Origin of the sequence: Limnothrix sp. PR1529 (assembly GCF_002742025.1) — a bacterium.
GTDB lineage: Bacteria > Cyanobacteriota > Cyanobacteriia > CACIAM-69d > CACIAM-69d > CACIAM-69d.
The window spans coordinates 393-14991 of sequence record NZ_LIRO01000009.1 but is presented as its reverse complement, the minus strand read 5'-3'; the positions used below and the strand labels follow the sequence as shown (position 1 = coordinate 14991).

The 14599-nt window shown below is 56.5% G+C and carries 10 protein-coding genes and 1 tRNA gene; 7 read left to right on the top strand and 4 right to left on the bottom strand.

Annotation, left to right across the window (positions count from 1 at the left end; all coding sequences use genetic code 11):
• Positions 1 to 13 precede the first annotated feature (13 nt).
• From AMR42_RS01410 to AMR42_RS01375, 7 genes are all read left to right on the top strand, one after another.
• The gene (locus AMR42_RS01410) at positions 14 to 1195 is read left to right on the top strand and encodes a cysteine desulfurase family protein (protein ID WP_099531835.1); all 1182 of its coding nucleotides are present in this window, start codon (positions 14 to 16) and stop codon (positions 1193 to 1195) included.
• A gap of 779 nt (positions 1196 to 1974) precedes the next feature.
• Positions 1975 to 3087, top strand: coding sequence for a polysaccharide deacetylase family protein (locus AMR42_RS01400; protein WP_099531690.1), 1113 nt, complete (start codon positions 1975 to 1977; stop codon positions 3085 to 3087).
• A 226-nt stretch (positions 3088 to 3313) separates the two neighbouring features.
• A complete protein-coding gene (locus tag AMR42_RS01395; protein ID WP_099531689.1) occupies positions 3314 to 3535 on the top strand; it encodes a hypothetical protein in 222 nt (73 codons plus the stop codon).
• A gap of 161 nt (positions 3536 to 3696) precedes the next feature.
• On the top strand, positions 3697 to 6396 hold the full coding sequence (locus tag AMR42_RS01390; RefSeq protein WP_158234316.1) for a glycosyltransferase family 39 protein: 2700 nt from the start codon (positions 3697 to 3699) through the stop codon (positions 6394 to 6396).
• A gap of 190 nt (positions 6397 to 6586) precedes the next feature.
• Entirely contained in the window at positions 6587 to 6889 is a 303-nt protein-coding gene (gene rpsN, locus AMR42_RS01385; RefSeq protein ID WP_099531687.1) for a 30S ribosomal protein S14, read from the top strand.
• 284 nt (positions 6890 to 7173) lie between these two features.
• Positions 7174 to 7725, top strand: a complete 552-nt coding sequence (locus tag AMR42_RS01380; RefSeq protein WP_099531686.1) for a Uma2 family endonuclease — start codon at positions 7174 to 7176, stop codon at positions 7723 to 7725.
• A 115-nt stretch (positions 7726 to 7840) separates the two neighbouring features.
• Positions 7841 to 8392 (top strand): Uma2 family endonuclease, encoded by a 552-nt coding sequence (locus AMR42_RS01375; protein WP_099531685.1) that lies wholly within the window; start codon positions 7841 to 7843, stop codon positions 8390 to 8392.
• Positions 8393 to 8466: 74 nt separating this feature from the next.
• Here AMR42_RS01375 and AMR42_RS01370 read toward each other — a convergent pair whose 3' ends face one another.
• The 4 genes from AMR42_RS01370 to AMR42_RS01355 form a co-directional block, all read right to left on the bottom strand.
• Positions 8467 to 10722: a Piwi domain-containing protein gene (locus tag AMR42_RS01370; RefSeq protein WP_099531684.1), complete on the bottom strand. Its 2256-nt coding sequence runs from the start codon at positions 10720 to 10722 to the stop codon at positions 8467 to 8469.
• 240 nt (positions 10723 to 10962) lie between these two features.
• Positions 10963 to 13077: a pentapeptide repeat-containing protein gene (locus AMR42_RS01365; protein WP_158234315.1), complete on the bottom strand. Its 2115-nt coding sequence runs from the start codon at positions 13075 to 13077 to the stop codon at positions 10963 to 10965.
• Between the two features lie 56 nt (positions 13078 to 13133).
• The gene (folP, locus tag AMR42_RS01360; protein WP_099531682.1) at positions 13134 to 14087 is read right to left on the bottom strand and encodes a dihydropteroate synthase; all 954 of its coding nucleotides are present in this window, start codon (positions 14085 to 14087) and stop codon (positions 13134 to 13136) included.
• Between the two features lie 246 nt (positions 14088 to 14333).
• Positions 14334 to 14407 (bottom strand) — tRNA-Pro (locus tag AMR42_RS01355).
• Positions 14408 to 14599 lie beyond the last annotated feature (192 nt).

The window sequence follows — 14599 nt, the reverse complement described above, 5'->3', positions numbered from 1 at the left end:
CGCCTGGCCCAAGATGGCGAATTTGGTTTATTTAGATTGTCATGCCACGACCCCGATCGATCCCCGAGTGGCGGAGGCCATGTGGCCTTTTTTAACGGACTATTTTGGCAACGCAGGCAGCAACCATGCCTACGGTTGGGCCGCGGCGGCCGCGGTCGATCGATCCCGGGCTACTTTAGCGACGGCGATCAACGCCAGCCCTGAGGAAATTTTGTTCACCAGCGGTGCAACGGAAGCCAACAATCTGGCCATCAAGGGCGTGGCCGAGGCCTATCTCAACAAAGGGCGGCACTTGATTACGGTGGCCACGGAGCATTCGGCGGTGCTGGATCCCTGTCGCTATTTGCAGTCCCTGGGGTTTGAGGTGACGGTTTTGCCGGTCGATCGCCTGGGTTTGTTGGATCTGGAGGCCCTGGCCCAGGCCATGCGGCCGGAAACGGTGCTGGTGTCGGTGATGGTGGCGAATAATGAGATCGGTGTTTTGCAGCCGATCGAGCAAATTGGGGCCCTCTGTCGCGATCGGGGCGTGCTGTTTCACACGGATGCGGCCCAGGCGATCGGGAAAGTGCCCCTTGATGTGCAAACCCAGTCGATCGATCTCATGTCCCTGACGGCCCACAAGGTTTATGGGCCCAAGGGCATTGGGGCCCTGTACGTGCGGCGGGGCAACTCCCGCGTGGCCTTGGCTCCCCAATTACACGGCGGCGGCCAGGAACGGGGGCTGCGGGCGGGAACCTTGCCCGTGTCGCAAATTGTTGGGTTTGGCCGGGCGATCGAGCTGGCGATGGAGCACCTGGCCACGGAAGCAGAACAACTGCAAATGCTGCGCGATCGGCTTTGGGAGCGATTGCAAACCTACTTTGCCACTGCGCCGGGTTTGGCCCTGGAACTCAACGGCCACCCCAGCCTCCGCCTGCCGGGTAACTTGAACGTCACGATCGAGGGCTTGCCCAACGGAGCCGTTTTGAAAGCCATCCAGTCGATCGCCGCTGTGTCTTCCGGCTCCGCTTGCCAATCGGAAACCGGCCGCCAATCCCATGTGCTCAAGGCGCTCGGGCAGTCGGCTGGCCCCCTGACCACAACGCTGCGGTTTGGGTTGGGTCGCTTCCATGACTTCGCCACGATCGATCGAGTTGCGACCCGGTTAATTGGGGCGATCGAACAGATTCGCCGCAACGCTGGAACCCTAGCGTGAAGGCTCTTCCACAGACTCAAACCGCATCCCAAATGGGCCACCCCTCGTTTAACGCCCCCGTTGACCATTGACCAGGCCTTTGACCAAGCCTTGACCCGGCATTAACCAGGCGCTGAGTCAAAAATCTAGCCAGTCCATGGCGGTCGGCCACGGTATTTTGCGCTAGGGACAGAATTTCCCCCTCAATTTCCAAAATTTCTGCTACCTTGCGCTGTATCGTGCCAAGGCCGCAATCATCGCTCACCCCACCCCCGGCTATTCCAAACCGCTGTTCAAAGCCGCTGTTCAAAGCCGTTGTTCAAAATCTCCATGAACAATCCGGTTTTCAGCACCGAGCGATCGGGTTATGCAATCAAGGTGGCATAACCGGCGCGATCGGGTAAAACTGATGGGGAGTTTGCTGAAAGGCGAAGTAGCATTCTCATGCACCCTAAATATTTGCCTCTAAATAACCCATTCAAAATGCTTGGGAGTTGATTAAATTTCTAATTTTGTCTGAATTTTGCTGTTCTTCATGTCATTTTTCACGCCATTGCAGTTTCATTTTCAAAAGCTTTTCTTGAAATAAACGGAATTTCGCTCTATTCACCATCCAATTCTATGGATTTAGAACCCTTAATTTTCAGCAATTGATAACCACCGATACCTATTGCTCACGTCCCCTGACCGCATCAACCCTCAACTTGCCTCGTTCATCGTGAGTCTGTCGGTTAGTTCCGTTGCTCCGCGATGTTTTCTCAACCGCTATCCCTACCCTTCCGGCTCTTCCTGTTGCCCCTATGACTCGGCTGTTTTCTAAACGATCTGGTTCTTCGCGATCCCAAGCCGCCCGTGGCTATCGTTCCAGTAAGGTGGGGCAAAACTTCAATCAGCGATCGCGGTTTTCTTGGCGATGGTGGCTGTTGGCGTTGGTGACCTGTGCGGCGGTGTTGGGAGGCAGCTATGCCTGGACGACCAACAATGCTTCGCTGAAAACCGCCTTGGACAATTCCGCCGTGGCCTCTCAGTCGGCTCCGCCCCTTTCCCTGGGTGAAGCGCTCGATCGCAGCATTGGTAACTTTCGCCAGCAAGTGACCAGCCAAGAGCAGGAAATTTTGATGGCTCTGGGGAATTTGCCCCAAGCTTTTGTGGGCAAACTGGTGCGGGATCAACGCCTGGCCAGCGGTGAGAAGGTGGTGGCGTTGACCTTTGACGATGGGCCAGCCCCCCGTTACACCGATCAAGTGCTGGACATTTTGAAACAGGAAGACGTGAAGGCCACGTTCTTTGTGATTGGTCGCATGTTCCAGGCCTTCCCGACGATCGGGCAGCGCGTGGCCCGGGAAGGTCACGTGATTGCGAATCACACCTGGTCCCATGGTTACCATCGCCATGCTCCGGCGGCGGCGGCCCGTGAAATTGACCAAACCGCCGCCATCATCCAAGCCAAAACCGGCCAGGTGGCTCGCCTTTATCGGCCGCCGGGTGGCGTTTTGAATAATGGGATGGATACCTACGCCCAAGGTCATGGATACGCCACGGTTCTGTGGGGCACGGATACGGGCGATTGGCGCAGACCTCCGGCGGCCACCATTGTCGATCGGGTGATGCGCACCATGCACCCGGGCGATATTGTGCTGATGCATGATGGCGGGGGCGATCGACACAACACGGTTGCAGCCTTACCCATCATCATTCGGCAACTGAAAGCTCAGGGTTACCGCTTCGTCACCATGCCGGAACTCTTGCAACTGCGGGCCCAAGCCAGCCGCTCCGCCAGCACCCGAGCCACGGCCAAGCCCCAACCAACAGCGACCGCAACGCAACCGGCTAACCCTGGGCCCGGGGCGATCGACCCAACGGTCAACGCTCCCATGAGTGCCCCCAATTCCACCATGGATCTACCGCTGTAGGAACCGCTGAAGTCGTTGCTGCTGTGTTCCCCGAATCGGCTGATTTGCCTGGGCCAAGTGCCAAATAGAGTCTAGGTTTCCCGAATTTGGTTATTTGCCTAGGTCAATTGCCAAATTGAATTGGCGCGCTATGGTGTATGGAACTTGTGCCGATCCCCGACAATTGCCTTGGGGATCGGTTCACGAGTGCCGCCCTATGCCAGATTTTGGCGCGAGGAGATCCCCTATGGCTAATGTGCAGACTTGCTCGACTTGCGGTGTGCGGATTGAAATGAATCCGCTGGGTGATCGAGTGCTGTTTTCCTATGGCAGCCCAGGCACGAGGGCGCGTCTCTGGAGCCGAGTTTGTAAATTTGTAGCCGATCGGGGAGGTTGCATTAACCAAGATCAAGGGGCGATCGGGGCCACTGAGCCAAGTGATGAATATAATCCGATGCCGGAAGGATAATCGAGCACGGATATAAAACTGAGAACGGAAGTGGCGGGTCAACCAACGACGATCGAACATGGGACAGAGAAAGTCCATCGGGTACTGCGTTGGGCCCGCCGATGGGGGCAGGGGATCGGCTGATCATCCCCTGCCTTTGGTTTTGGGAGAGCATTTTGAGCATGGGTCAAGATTTGGGCGATCGCGCCGGCCAACTAGGCAGCGGGTTCAAGGTTCACGGGTTCAGAATTCACAGGTTTCACCGCTGGCTCAATCCAGACCATTGGCAAAGCTGGTGGCAGGGTCGGTGGCAGACCGATTGGGCCAAGCTGCTGGGTCTGTGGCTGTTGGTGTTGCTGGTCGATCGGGCTTGGTTCGCGATCGACCAATCAGCCCCCGCCTGGGATCAAGCGGAATATCTGACGGCGGCCCTGACCTATGCCGATGCCCTGCGGAATCCCCAGTGGTTGTCTGGTTCCTGGTGGGTGGATTTTTGGCGACTCTCCCCCAAAGTGCCGCCCCTGGTGGCAATCATCACCGTGCCGTTTTTATGGCTGTTTGGCCCCACGGCCGATGCCGCGACGGCGTTGAATTCCGCCTGTTCGCTGCTGTTGCTGGGGTCGGTTTATGCGATCGGGCGGCGATTGTTCGATCGCACCACGGGCTGGTGGGCCGCCCTGCTGTGCAGTGTGATGCCCGGCCTGTGGCGCGTGCGGCTGGACTATCTCACCGAATTCCCCTTGGTGACCGTGGTAACGGCAGCCTTTGCGGCCCTGGTGTTTTGGGCAACAGGGGGCCGATTTGGCCCCTGGCGCGGACGTTTGGCCCATTGGCTGTGGGCGATCGGGCTGGGGCTGTTGTTGGGAGCTGGACTGCTGACCAAGCAACCGGTGGTTTTCTTCCTGGGGTTGCCCTGGGCGGGATTGCTGGCCGTTGCCCTCTGGCGATCGCGCTGGGAACGGGTCACCCAAGGCCTGTTGGCCCTGGGGATCGCCTGGATCGTAGCGGCTCCTTGGTATCAAGCGAATTGGCTCTTTGTGCTCAGTGGCGGCAAGCGGGCCACGGTGGATTCCGCGATCGTGGAGGGTGACCCGGCCCTCAACACCCTTGATGCTTGGATTTATTACCTGAAGCTTTTTCCGCAACATCTGTCTTGGCCCCTACTGGGTCTGGCGATCGCGGGGGGCTGTTTGGCCTTTCTGAAATATCAACAACAACTGGCCTGGCCCGATCGGCCCTTGCCCAGTTCACCGACTCCCAAGGGCGATCGCCGGGGGTGGCTCTGGACGTTGGGCTTTTGGCTCGGAGCCTATCTGTTGTGTTCCTTGCTGGTGAACAAAGACTGGCGCTACGTTTTGCCCTATTGGCCCGTGGGGGCGATCGTCTTGGCCCGAGGCTGGTTGGTTTGGGGAGCGCGGGTGCGGTGGAGCCTGTTGGGGCTGACGGTGTTGCTGTCGGTGCTCAGTTGGTTGCCGCCCACGGCCGCCGGGGTGGCTCCCTTGGTTCCCGGGCCAATGCGGGTGGTGCAATGGGGGCCCGCCTTGCCCCATGCCCAAGTGGTGCAGGCTGTGATCGATCACGCACCCTATCTGCAATCCACCGTGGGCGTGTTGCCCTCCACCGCCGAACTAAATCAACACAACCTCAATTTCTTTGGAGCCGCCCGAAATTTTCAGGTTTATGGTCGGCAGGTGGGCACTGATCCGCAAGCCGTGGCCCAAGATGCCCGATCGCTCGATTGGTATTTGCTGAAAACCGGTGACCAGGGATCGATGCGCGGCCGACGACGACGAGAGGCCCAAGCGGCCACCAGCCAAACCCTGCGCCAAAGTTCCGAGTTGCAGTTGGTGGAACATTGGCCCGTGGCGGCGGATGCCGAATGGCAACTTTGGCAGCGGCGATCCCCATCGGTGACGGTCGCTCCCTTGGCCAATCCGGCTCCCTTGAAGCTCATGGCCCAACTGCCGGAGCGGCTGCCCCCGGGCCAAGTTGCGCCGGTCACCTACCGTTGGCAGGGTCCGGCGGCCCAACTGCAAGGGGGCTTGGCCCTGTTGACCTGGCAGCGGGAACCCACGCCCGATCGCCCGGCGGGTCGCACCGGTTGGATTGACGATCGGGCCATTGGTCGCGGCCGGTTAATGACCCCTCTTCCCCCGTCCACCGGCCGGGCCTGGGAGGTTTGGGATCGATCAGCCATGGTCTTGCCGCCGGACTTGGCCCCCGGTCGGTATCGTCTTTGGGCGAGTTTGTTGCCCAACGATCCCCAATTGGGCGATCGGGCCCAGCCGATCGCGATTCCCACAGAGGCCACCGTGGTGATTGACCCGGCCGCCCCGGCCCAACCGGCTCCCGAACTGGACGGCGTGGCCCAACTGCGGCTGCTGGGATTGCAATTGCGATCGGGGCGATCAGGCTTGGAATCTGTGTTCAACACCATTGGCCGGATTAACCAATACAATCCCAATCAAACCTACGTGGCCCAAGCGGAACTGACCCTCCGTTATCGCCTCAGTCAACAGCCCGATCGACTCGGTTGGCGCTATGCCCTCGGCTTGGCCCAAGTGTTGGATCGAAACACCAGCGGCGCGATCGCCACCTTCGAGCAAATCACCCAAGCGGAACCACGCAACCCTTGGGCCCAGGCCTACTTGGCCGTGGTGCGGCTTTATGAATTTCAAACCGATGCCGCCTGGCCCGCCATCCAACAAGCCTTAGTCTTGGCTCCCCGAGTGCCCGAATTCCATTACCTAAAAGCCGTGGCCCATGCCCAACGCTGGGAACTGGGCCGGGCGATCGCGGAGTTGCGAATCGGTCAGTCCCTGGAGCCGGCCGCCACCCAAGGCCACCACCCCCCGATCGGGTTAATCCCGCCCACCAGTTGATTGCAACCTGTTGATCATGACCCGTTGATCGCGATCGGTCGCCTTGCCGTACAATAGGATGCTTGCTTATACCCTTTTTTGCCGCCAAGACCCAGCATCTGTTTAGGGCTGTGCAGTCCAGCGGTCTCAAGCATTAGCCCCTGTCGAGTTTCGACAGTCCAACCCTTAGTCAACAAGCAGAAACACCGCAATGGCTAAAAAGTCCATGGTCGAGCGCGAAAAGAAGCGCGATCGCCTGATTGCTAAATATGCCGCCAAGCGTGCCGATCTGAAGGCGCAGTTTGAATCCGCCCAGGATCCGATGGAAAAGCTGGCCCTGCATCGCCAAATTCAGCGCCTGCCCCGCAACAGCGCCCGGAACCGCCACCAAAACCGCTGCTGGTTAACTGGCCGTCCCCGTGGCTACTACCGTGATTTTGGTCTGTGCCGGAATGCTCTGCGCGAAATGGCTCACCAAGGCTTGCTGCCCGGTGTGGTCAAGTCGAGCTGGTAAGCAACGAACTGGCCAGCATCAGCAGTACCATTACCGCACTGTTTTGGGGCTTCTTGCCGAAGTCCATCCCGTTTTCACAAAAGCACGCCGATCCACCCGATCGACGTGCTTTTAGTTTTTGATCAGTCAGAATCAAAATAGCATCAGCCTCTAATTAAGATTGTGATCGCCAATTTCAAATATTTTTTCCTCGGTATAAATCCCCGATCGCCGCTGCCGGCCAAATACTTTCAAGCATCACCCGATCACCCACGCCGAACACCACAACGACTCTACAGGCTGCCATGATCGCTATTCCAAACTACATCAATCCTGATGAATACCTGATCATCGATCGCGATAGCCTCACCCGCCACGAATACCGTCGCGGTCTTGTCTACGCCATGGCAGGCGGCAGCGACAGTCACGCCCGAATTGCCATTAATCTCCTCAGTTTGATTAACTTTCACCTTCGGGGCACAGCCTGCCGTCTCTACAACGGCGATGTCAAAGTCAACTACCGCGACGAATTCTACTACTACCCAGATCTCTTCGTGACCTGCGATCCCCGCGATCGCGAAAATCGCACCATCAAACGCTATCCCAAACTGATTGCCGAGGTTCTTTCAGACAGCACCAAAGACTTTGACCGTAACCTTAAATTTACCGACTACCAGCAGCTCGAAAGCCTCGAAGAATACGTCCTCATCTCCCAAGACACTCAGCAAGTGGAATGTCGCCGCCGCCAACCCGACAATACCTGGGCAACCACCGTCTACAAAAATGGCGATCACGTCACCTTGAGCAGCATCGGTCTTGAACTTGATGTGGCCGAACTCTATCTTGATCTCAACTAATCATCACAAGACACTCACACCCCCATACAAATCCCCGATCGCCACCTTCAACCCAATACTCCCAAACTCCACTCGATCGCCCAAGCCGAACACCACAACGACTCTATAGGCTGCCATGATCGCCATTCCAAACTACATCAACCCTGACGAATACCTAATCATTGAACGCGATAGTCCCACCCGCCACGAATACCGTCGCGGCCTCGTCTACGCGATGGCAGGCGGCAGCGGCAACCACGCCCGCATCACAATTAATCTGCTCACCCTGATCGACCTCCATCTCGGCAATACTGACTGCCGCTTCTACAATGGTGATGTCAAAGTCAGCTACAAAGATGAGTTTTACTATTACCCTGATGCCTTCGTGACCTGCGATTCCCGCGATCGCACCGATCGCTACATCAAACGCCACCCAAAATTGATTGCCGAAGTCCTATCCCAAAGCACGCGAGCCTTTGATCTGGGTCAAAAGTTCGAGGATTATCGGCAAATCCCAGACCTAGAGGAATACGTTCTCATTGATCAGGATCAGCACTGGGTGGAATGCCGCCGCCGCCAACCGGACAACACTTGGACAACGGTGATCTATGGAACAGGGGATCAAATTACGCTTCAAAGTATTAATTTAACCTTCCCCCTTGAGCAACTCTATCGAGGCTTGGATTAGTGTTCGTTTGGGTCAGGCCCCAACGACTTTGAATGGGTTGATATTCCCGAAACAAGCCTAAACGAAAAACAAACCTAAACAAAATAGAGGCGGCGTTCGCAGCGCACATCGGCTGGAAGGCAATCCTTGAGGGCAACTTCGGCAATTCGATCGGCGTAGTAAGTGGTAATCGGCAGGCGAATTACTTGGGTGCTGCCGATGTGCATTTCGCTGAGCCAATAGATTTGGGCGGCGATCGTCAGGATGTCCGTTTGGCCGTGGCGGCGACGCACCAAAAGGGGCTGGGGGCTGGCGTTGGGGGCAACTTTGGCCTGTTTAGCACCGGTTGTGAGGACGATCGCCTCATGATCGTTGTGAACCCAAGCCCAACCTCGATCGGGATTTTGCCACTGTTCTTGGTTGGTGTTGGGGTCGATCGCCCGCACCGCCGCCCGCGCCAACACATCCTTCACCACTTCCACCACCTCCAATTGCTCTAACCCATGGGGTCGCAATTCGGCTTCTAGGGCTTGCAGGGTGGCTAATTCGCTGTTTTTGACGGTTCCATCGCGATGAATTACCACGTGGCGCAGGGGTTCACCGCTTTGCTCAGTGAATGCACCAAATAAGTCGAGCAAAATATTGCGCAGGCTGGTTTCGCTGAAGGTTTCGCCCCGCTGCATGGAGGCGCTTGACCAGCCGATCGCCTGGCCTTGGCGGTTGACCACAAAGGCAGAAGCCCCGATCGTCCGTTCCTCTTTGCGGCCCAAATCTAGCCCCACAAAAGCTTGGGCAGTTCCCGGCATTTGGTGCAACTGCCAGGGAGCATAGCCGAGTTTGGCCAGAATGCCGAACACCACGTTTTGATCGCGCCCATCATTGTTGATTTGGCGCATGGTTTCGCGCGTCACCATTTGCGAACAGTAACTCTGTTGATTGAGGATTCTTTTTAAGGTGAAGTAGGGGTTAACTTGGGCGTTGTAAATTGGGTCTGCTCCGTTGGGGACAAAGGCAAAAATTAGGTCATTAGCATTCACGGGCAAGTTCTGGCAAACCTGACGTAGGGAGAGGGAATTTTGCGGATCATAGGGACGTAAATCGCCAGCCCTCGTGAGTGTAATTCCAAATTCTTGGAACCGACTTTTTAGGGCTGACATATACTTTTTCACCTCTGCTTCCCAGGCTTGGGGATACAGCACTTGCGTCCGAATTTCTGCTGGTTTTTGGTGAAGGGTACGTTGCTTCCAACCACGCCAAGCTTCGTCTACGAGGATTGGTCGATCGGGCTGTTGTGGATCTGCTCCAAAGGATAGGTTTCTGGCCATGGAGCCAGCGGTCAATTGAGTGAGGCGATCGGGCTGCCAAGGGTTGGGATCAAATTCAATTCGATCACCACAAATAAATTCTCGTTTGTTTAAAAGGTCGATGGTCTTTTGCATTAATTCCCGACGCTTAGCCAGTGGCAAAATGCAATGGTTCAGCGATTTGCTGGGTAGGTCTTCACGGGCATAGATTCGTTTTAATAGTTGCGGTAGATGATGAAACGGTTGGTAGCGAGGCGGATAGCCCACTGCAACGGCGGGTTGATTGGGATCCAGTTGTGCGGCCAATTCTGGGGGCAGATTTTGGCGATCGCAGTGATAGTTCAATAGGCTTTGGTTACCTAATTCTGCGAGGGGTTGACCAATGGTGATCGGTGCAACGCCCAGAAATTGGCAACTTTTGCCATCGTAAGTATGAATCAGGCGCTGTTTGGGTGGAAACTGCTGCCAATCGAATTGGTCGATCGTGCCAATGGATTGATATTCATTCCGAAAGTGCAAGGTTAGGAAGAGAAATCCCGCCGAGTTTTGCCAAAAATCAAAGGTTAAATATCGTCTCGCTTCGGCAATGATTCGGCCTTGGGGATCCCGAATTTGCATCGGCGGTTCGTTGGAATAAATTCGTTTGCGAGTTTCTTGAACTTTCTTGGCGCTATGGGGATTAATGGTTTTGAAAATGCTGCACAACCGATAATTACAGAGTTGAAACAGCCAGTTCTGATATCTGGGTTCGCTCAGATCGATCGCCTCGCTCTTGAGGATCTCAATTTCCAAAGGTTCTGAGGAGGTTTCGCAAAACTGCCGCAAACAGGCTAATAAGTTCGCGGCCTGTCCCCGGTCTTCGGAAATCAGGGCGAGGCTGGACTGATCGTTGGTCACCCACTGATTGAGCCGAAATTTGCAGAATCTTGCGAGGGAGTAGAGGGTCTCGATCGGGGTGGCACTGCCGACGATTCGCAGTCGATCGCGCCGGGCAGGTACAGCGCCAAGGGGCTTGCGCGATTGAAAGCTGAGTTCTCGAATATCCACAATTGAAGCGGCTATAATGAACGCATGAATTATATCACTTAAAGCATTTTATTTTAAAGCACCTTGAAATTCATTCAAAGGTTATTATGAAACAATGCAACCCCACGCCCCCGATCGCCATCAAGTCGCCATTAAGTCGTCATCAATAAAATTCAATTAATCCAATTCAATTAGCCTAGATATTCATCTAATTTAATCAACAAGAATCAGCCAAAGCCAGTCAAGGTCAATCGATATAAACTAACCAAAATAAATGAGTAAATTCAGACCCGGAATAGTTCGGGAAAGCGTCCACAAAAGCAGACCAATATACATTAAGCCCAAAGTCCATTGATACCAAACCACCAGTGAAATTTCGGCGGGTAAATGCTCATCTCGCATCCGCACATCGCTAAACCCAATCCGAAAAAGATTGATGGCGCTGAGGTCGTAATAATTCAGCCAGGCCCAACGCCGGTTCCAAAGGAGAGGCATGAATCGTTCCCGAAAGAAGTGATAGCGCGGCATGAGGGGTAAACGGGCGATCGGGAGTTGCACTTGCCGAATTTCACCATTTTCCACAAAGTAGCTCACATCCATCAGGTCATGGAACCGGCCGCGCCAATAGAGCTTGATCAGTAGGGCGATCGGGACGGGGCCGATCGAGATGGCAATGCTGGCCAGCGTCCACCAAGGTCGATCGCTGGTTTGGAAAATGGTTGCTAAACCCAGGCTGAACAACAGTCCGGCGCTGCCGCCCATCCAGAGGGTTTCGGGCCAGGTGGGCACGATCGGTTGGGGGCGCAACTTGCGAAGCCGATCGACCAACCAAAACCAAAGGGCGAAAAAGGTCATGGCCACCAACCCCACCCCCAACACGAGGCCGGCGCTGGTGCCAGCCCGACTCAGCAAAATCAACAGGTTGGTTCCCAGCCATTGCAGGGCGATCGTGCCCCAGGAGAGGGGGGTGCTGGTGCGATCGGCCGTGACCCGATCGCGCACTTTCACATAGGTTGCCAGGTCAACGCCCTCGATCGACAGCATTTCCGCCACGGTGCGCAGGGGTTGCCGATCGCGGGCTTGGGCGATCGCCTGGGCTTGGGTGGGCGAAAACCCGATCGACACCAGCACCGCTGGCTTGGCCGCGTTCAGGTTCACCCCCGTGAGCCGCTGTTGCAGGGTCTTGAGCCGCAATTTAAACAGGGTGTAATCCACTTGATTGGCATCAGCAATCTGTTCCACCCGCCGAAAGTTCCGCACCAGGGTTCGTAAAACCGTTTCATTGCCCTGCAAAACCGGTACTGACAAAATGCGCCCAATTTCCCCGGGGGAGCCAATTAGTTTTGCTTGGTCGCTGTCAAAGTCCAGCCCGGACACGTTGATATAGGCTCCGGGGGCAAAGCTGGCGCTGGTGAAGTCGGCTTCGTCCAGAATGGTGGCCCCGCGTAGGTTCAGGGGTTTGGCAAACCGAGCATTCCGAAAGGAGCTTTCGCCATGGAATAGGCTGTCGATCGCATAAAAGGAACTGGCAAAACTGGCCCCATCAAACCGCACTTCGCCTTGCCAGTCGGCTTGGGTGAGGTCGGCGCTGCCATTCCAATGGCTTTTGCTGAAGTTGGCGATCGCCTGAAATTGCGATCGATAAAAATTGGCTCCCCGCTCAAAGGTGCTGGACTGGAAGCTAGCATTTCCGGCAAATTTAGCCCCATCGAACCGCGCTTCGCCCGTGAATAGGCTGTTCCGAAACTGGGCACTTTGGGCCACTAAGCCGGAAAAGCGGGCCCCTTGGCTGAAGCGGCTGAGGGAACCCACCAAGGCTCCGCCCAGACTCAGGCCCCTGGCTTCCACCGGTTCCAAAAAATAGGTGTTGGCTAGGCGCAGGGAACCGCTAATTTGCAGACCTTCAAGGACGATCGGGCCGCGAAAGACGGAAATTTGCCAATCCAGGGGGCTACCTTCATCGAGCAACAGCGACCGGGACAATCGGCTGAGGTGCAAGAGTCGCAGTCGATCGCGCCCCAGTTGTTCCTGTTCCGTGGGGGTCAGCAAGGGCGAAAGGGCCTTGCCATAGAGCGGCGCACGCAGGCCCAACCGGGCCAAATCCAAATCGCCCTGGATGCTGGATCCGCGCAAGTCGAGGCCCAGGCGTTCCTGTTGCAACTTGCTGGCGACCTGTTGATAAAAGGCTTCCCGAAAGTTGCCATTGTCGCTGCGCAGGTCGATCGCACTCTGGCTGAGGTCGATCGCGGGCTTGCCATCCAACAGTTGGGGATGTTCCAGGCGAGCGTGCAAAACCTCCAGGGTCAGGGCCGGGCGATCGACCGGAGCCGCCTGCACAGGACTGGCTGCCCACAGCCACCCACACCCGATCGCCAAAACCCAGCAGATTCCAACCCCCCAGATCCGCCAGCGGTTAAACCATTGCTGAAATCCTATCCCTCGCCCAATTGCCACCCACGCCATATCGCGTCTGCCACTCGCACCACGTCGCGCATTTGCTGAATATCATGCACCCGCACCCAGTCGGCCCCGCCGGCCACACAGGCCGCACAGGCCGCCCCGGTTCCCCAAACCCGCTGCTTCGGATCCGGTTGCTCCAGAATTTTGCCAATGAAGCTCTTGCGAGAGGGGCCCACCAAAAGGGGATGACCGAGCGATCGCAAGCTGGGCAAATGCCGCAGGAGAGCAAGGTTTTGTTCAGCGGTTTTGGCAAAGCCAATGCCCGGATCGATCGCAATTTGGGCCGCCGGAATCCCCGCCTCGATCGCCGCCGCCACCCGTTCCGCCAAGCTCGATCGCACGGCAATCACCACGTCGGGCAAGTGTTGATCAGGCAACTCACCCGACCCACCCTGACCCGCAAAATCACTGTAATCCGTAAGCTGCTGCATGGTTTGGGGCGTGCCACGCAAATGCATCAAAATCACCGGCACACCCAAGGTTGCCACCGTGGGCAGCAGTTCCGGGTCATACAAGCCCCCAGACACATCATTCACCACATCGGCTCCCGCCTCGATCGCCGCGCGGGCCACGATCGCTTTGGTTGTGTCGATCGAAATGGGCAAATCCAACGGCGCAAAGTCCCGCCACCCCCGCCGCAGGGCCGCAATGACCGGCACAACCCGATCGATCTCTTCCTGGGCAGAAACCGGCTGGGCATCGGGGCGCGTCGATTCTCCGCCAATATCTAACCAATCGGCCCCGTCAGCCGCCAGTTGGTGGGCCTGGGCGATCGCCGTTTCCAGTTGGTCAAATTGCCCCCCATCGCTAAAACTGTCGGGCGTGACATTCAGCACCCCCATCAAATAGGTGCGATCGCCCCAAGTCCAAGGGCGATCGCGCAAAATCCAAGGGGTCAAAGCACAGGAAGACAAGGGCACATCCATAACCAACCGAATGGGTCAAAAAATCATCAAGCCGGAATCCGCCCGGCCCATATCCACCCGGTCAAAACATGCTCAACCTTGACCGCAACCCAACACCAACTGCCCAACAAAAAAGGCAGCGAAGATCGCTACCTTTTACCTTGTGGACTGTTAGTCATCTGGGAGTGGAATGGCTCTCAGATCGGGGTTTTCGGACTTTCGCAAAACAGTTCATGCTGAAGAGTTTTCATGGAAACTGTTTGCAAATCGGAGCGGCGGGATTCGAACCCACGACCCCCACTACCCCAAAGTGGTGCGCTACCAAGCTGCGCTACGCCCCGATAGCCCAGTTACTATAGCATGTTTATTTGATTTGCCAAGGGCCCTGGTTAAATTTCTGTGCCCAAAGTGGCCAAGGCGGTCGATCGAGCTGGCCAGCCCGGGCCAGCGCGTCCTCAGAAATGATGGATTGCCCAGGCCCCAATCGTCGTCACAAGGGGCTTAGGGCCTGTCGTCATTTCCATCGCCGTAGG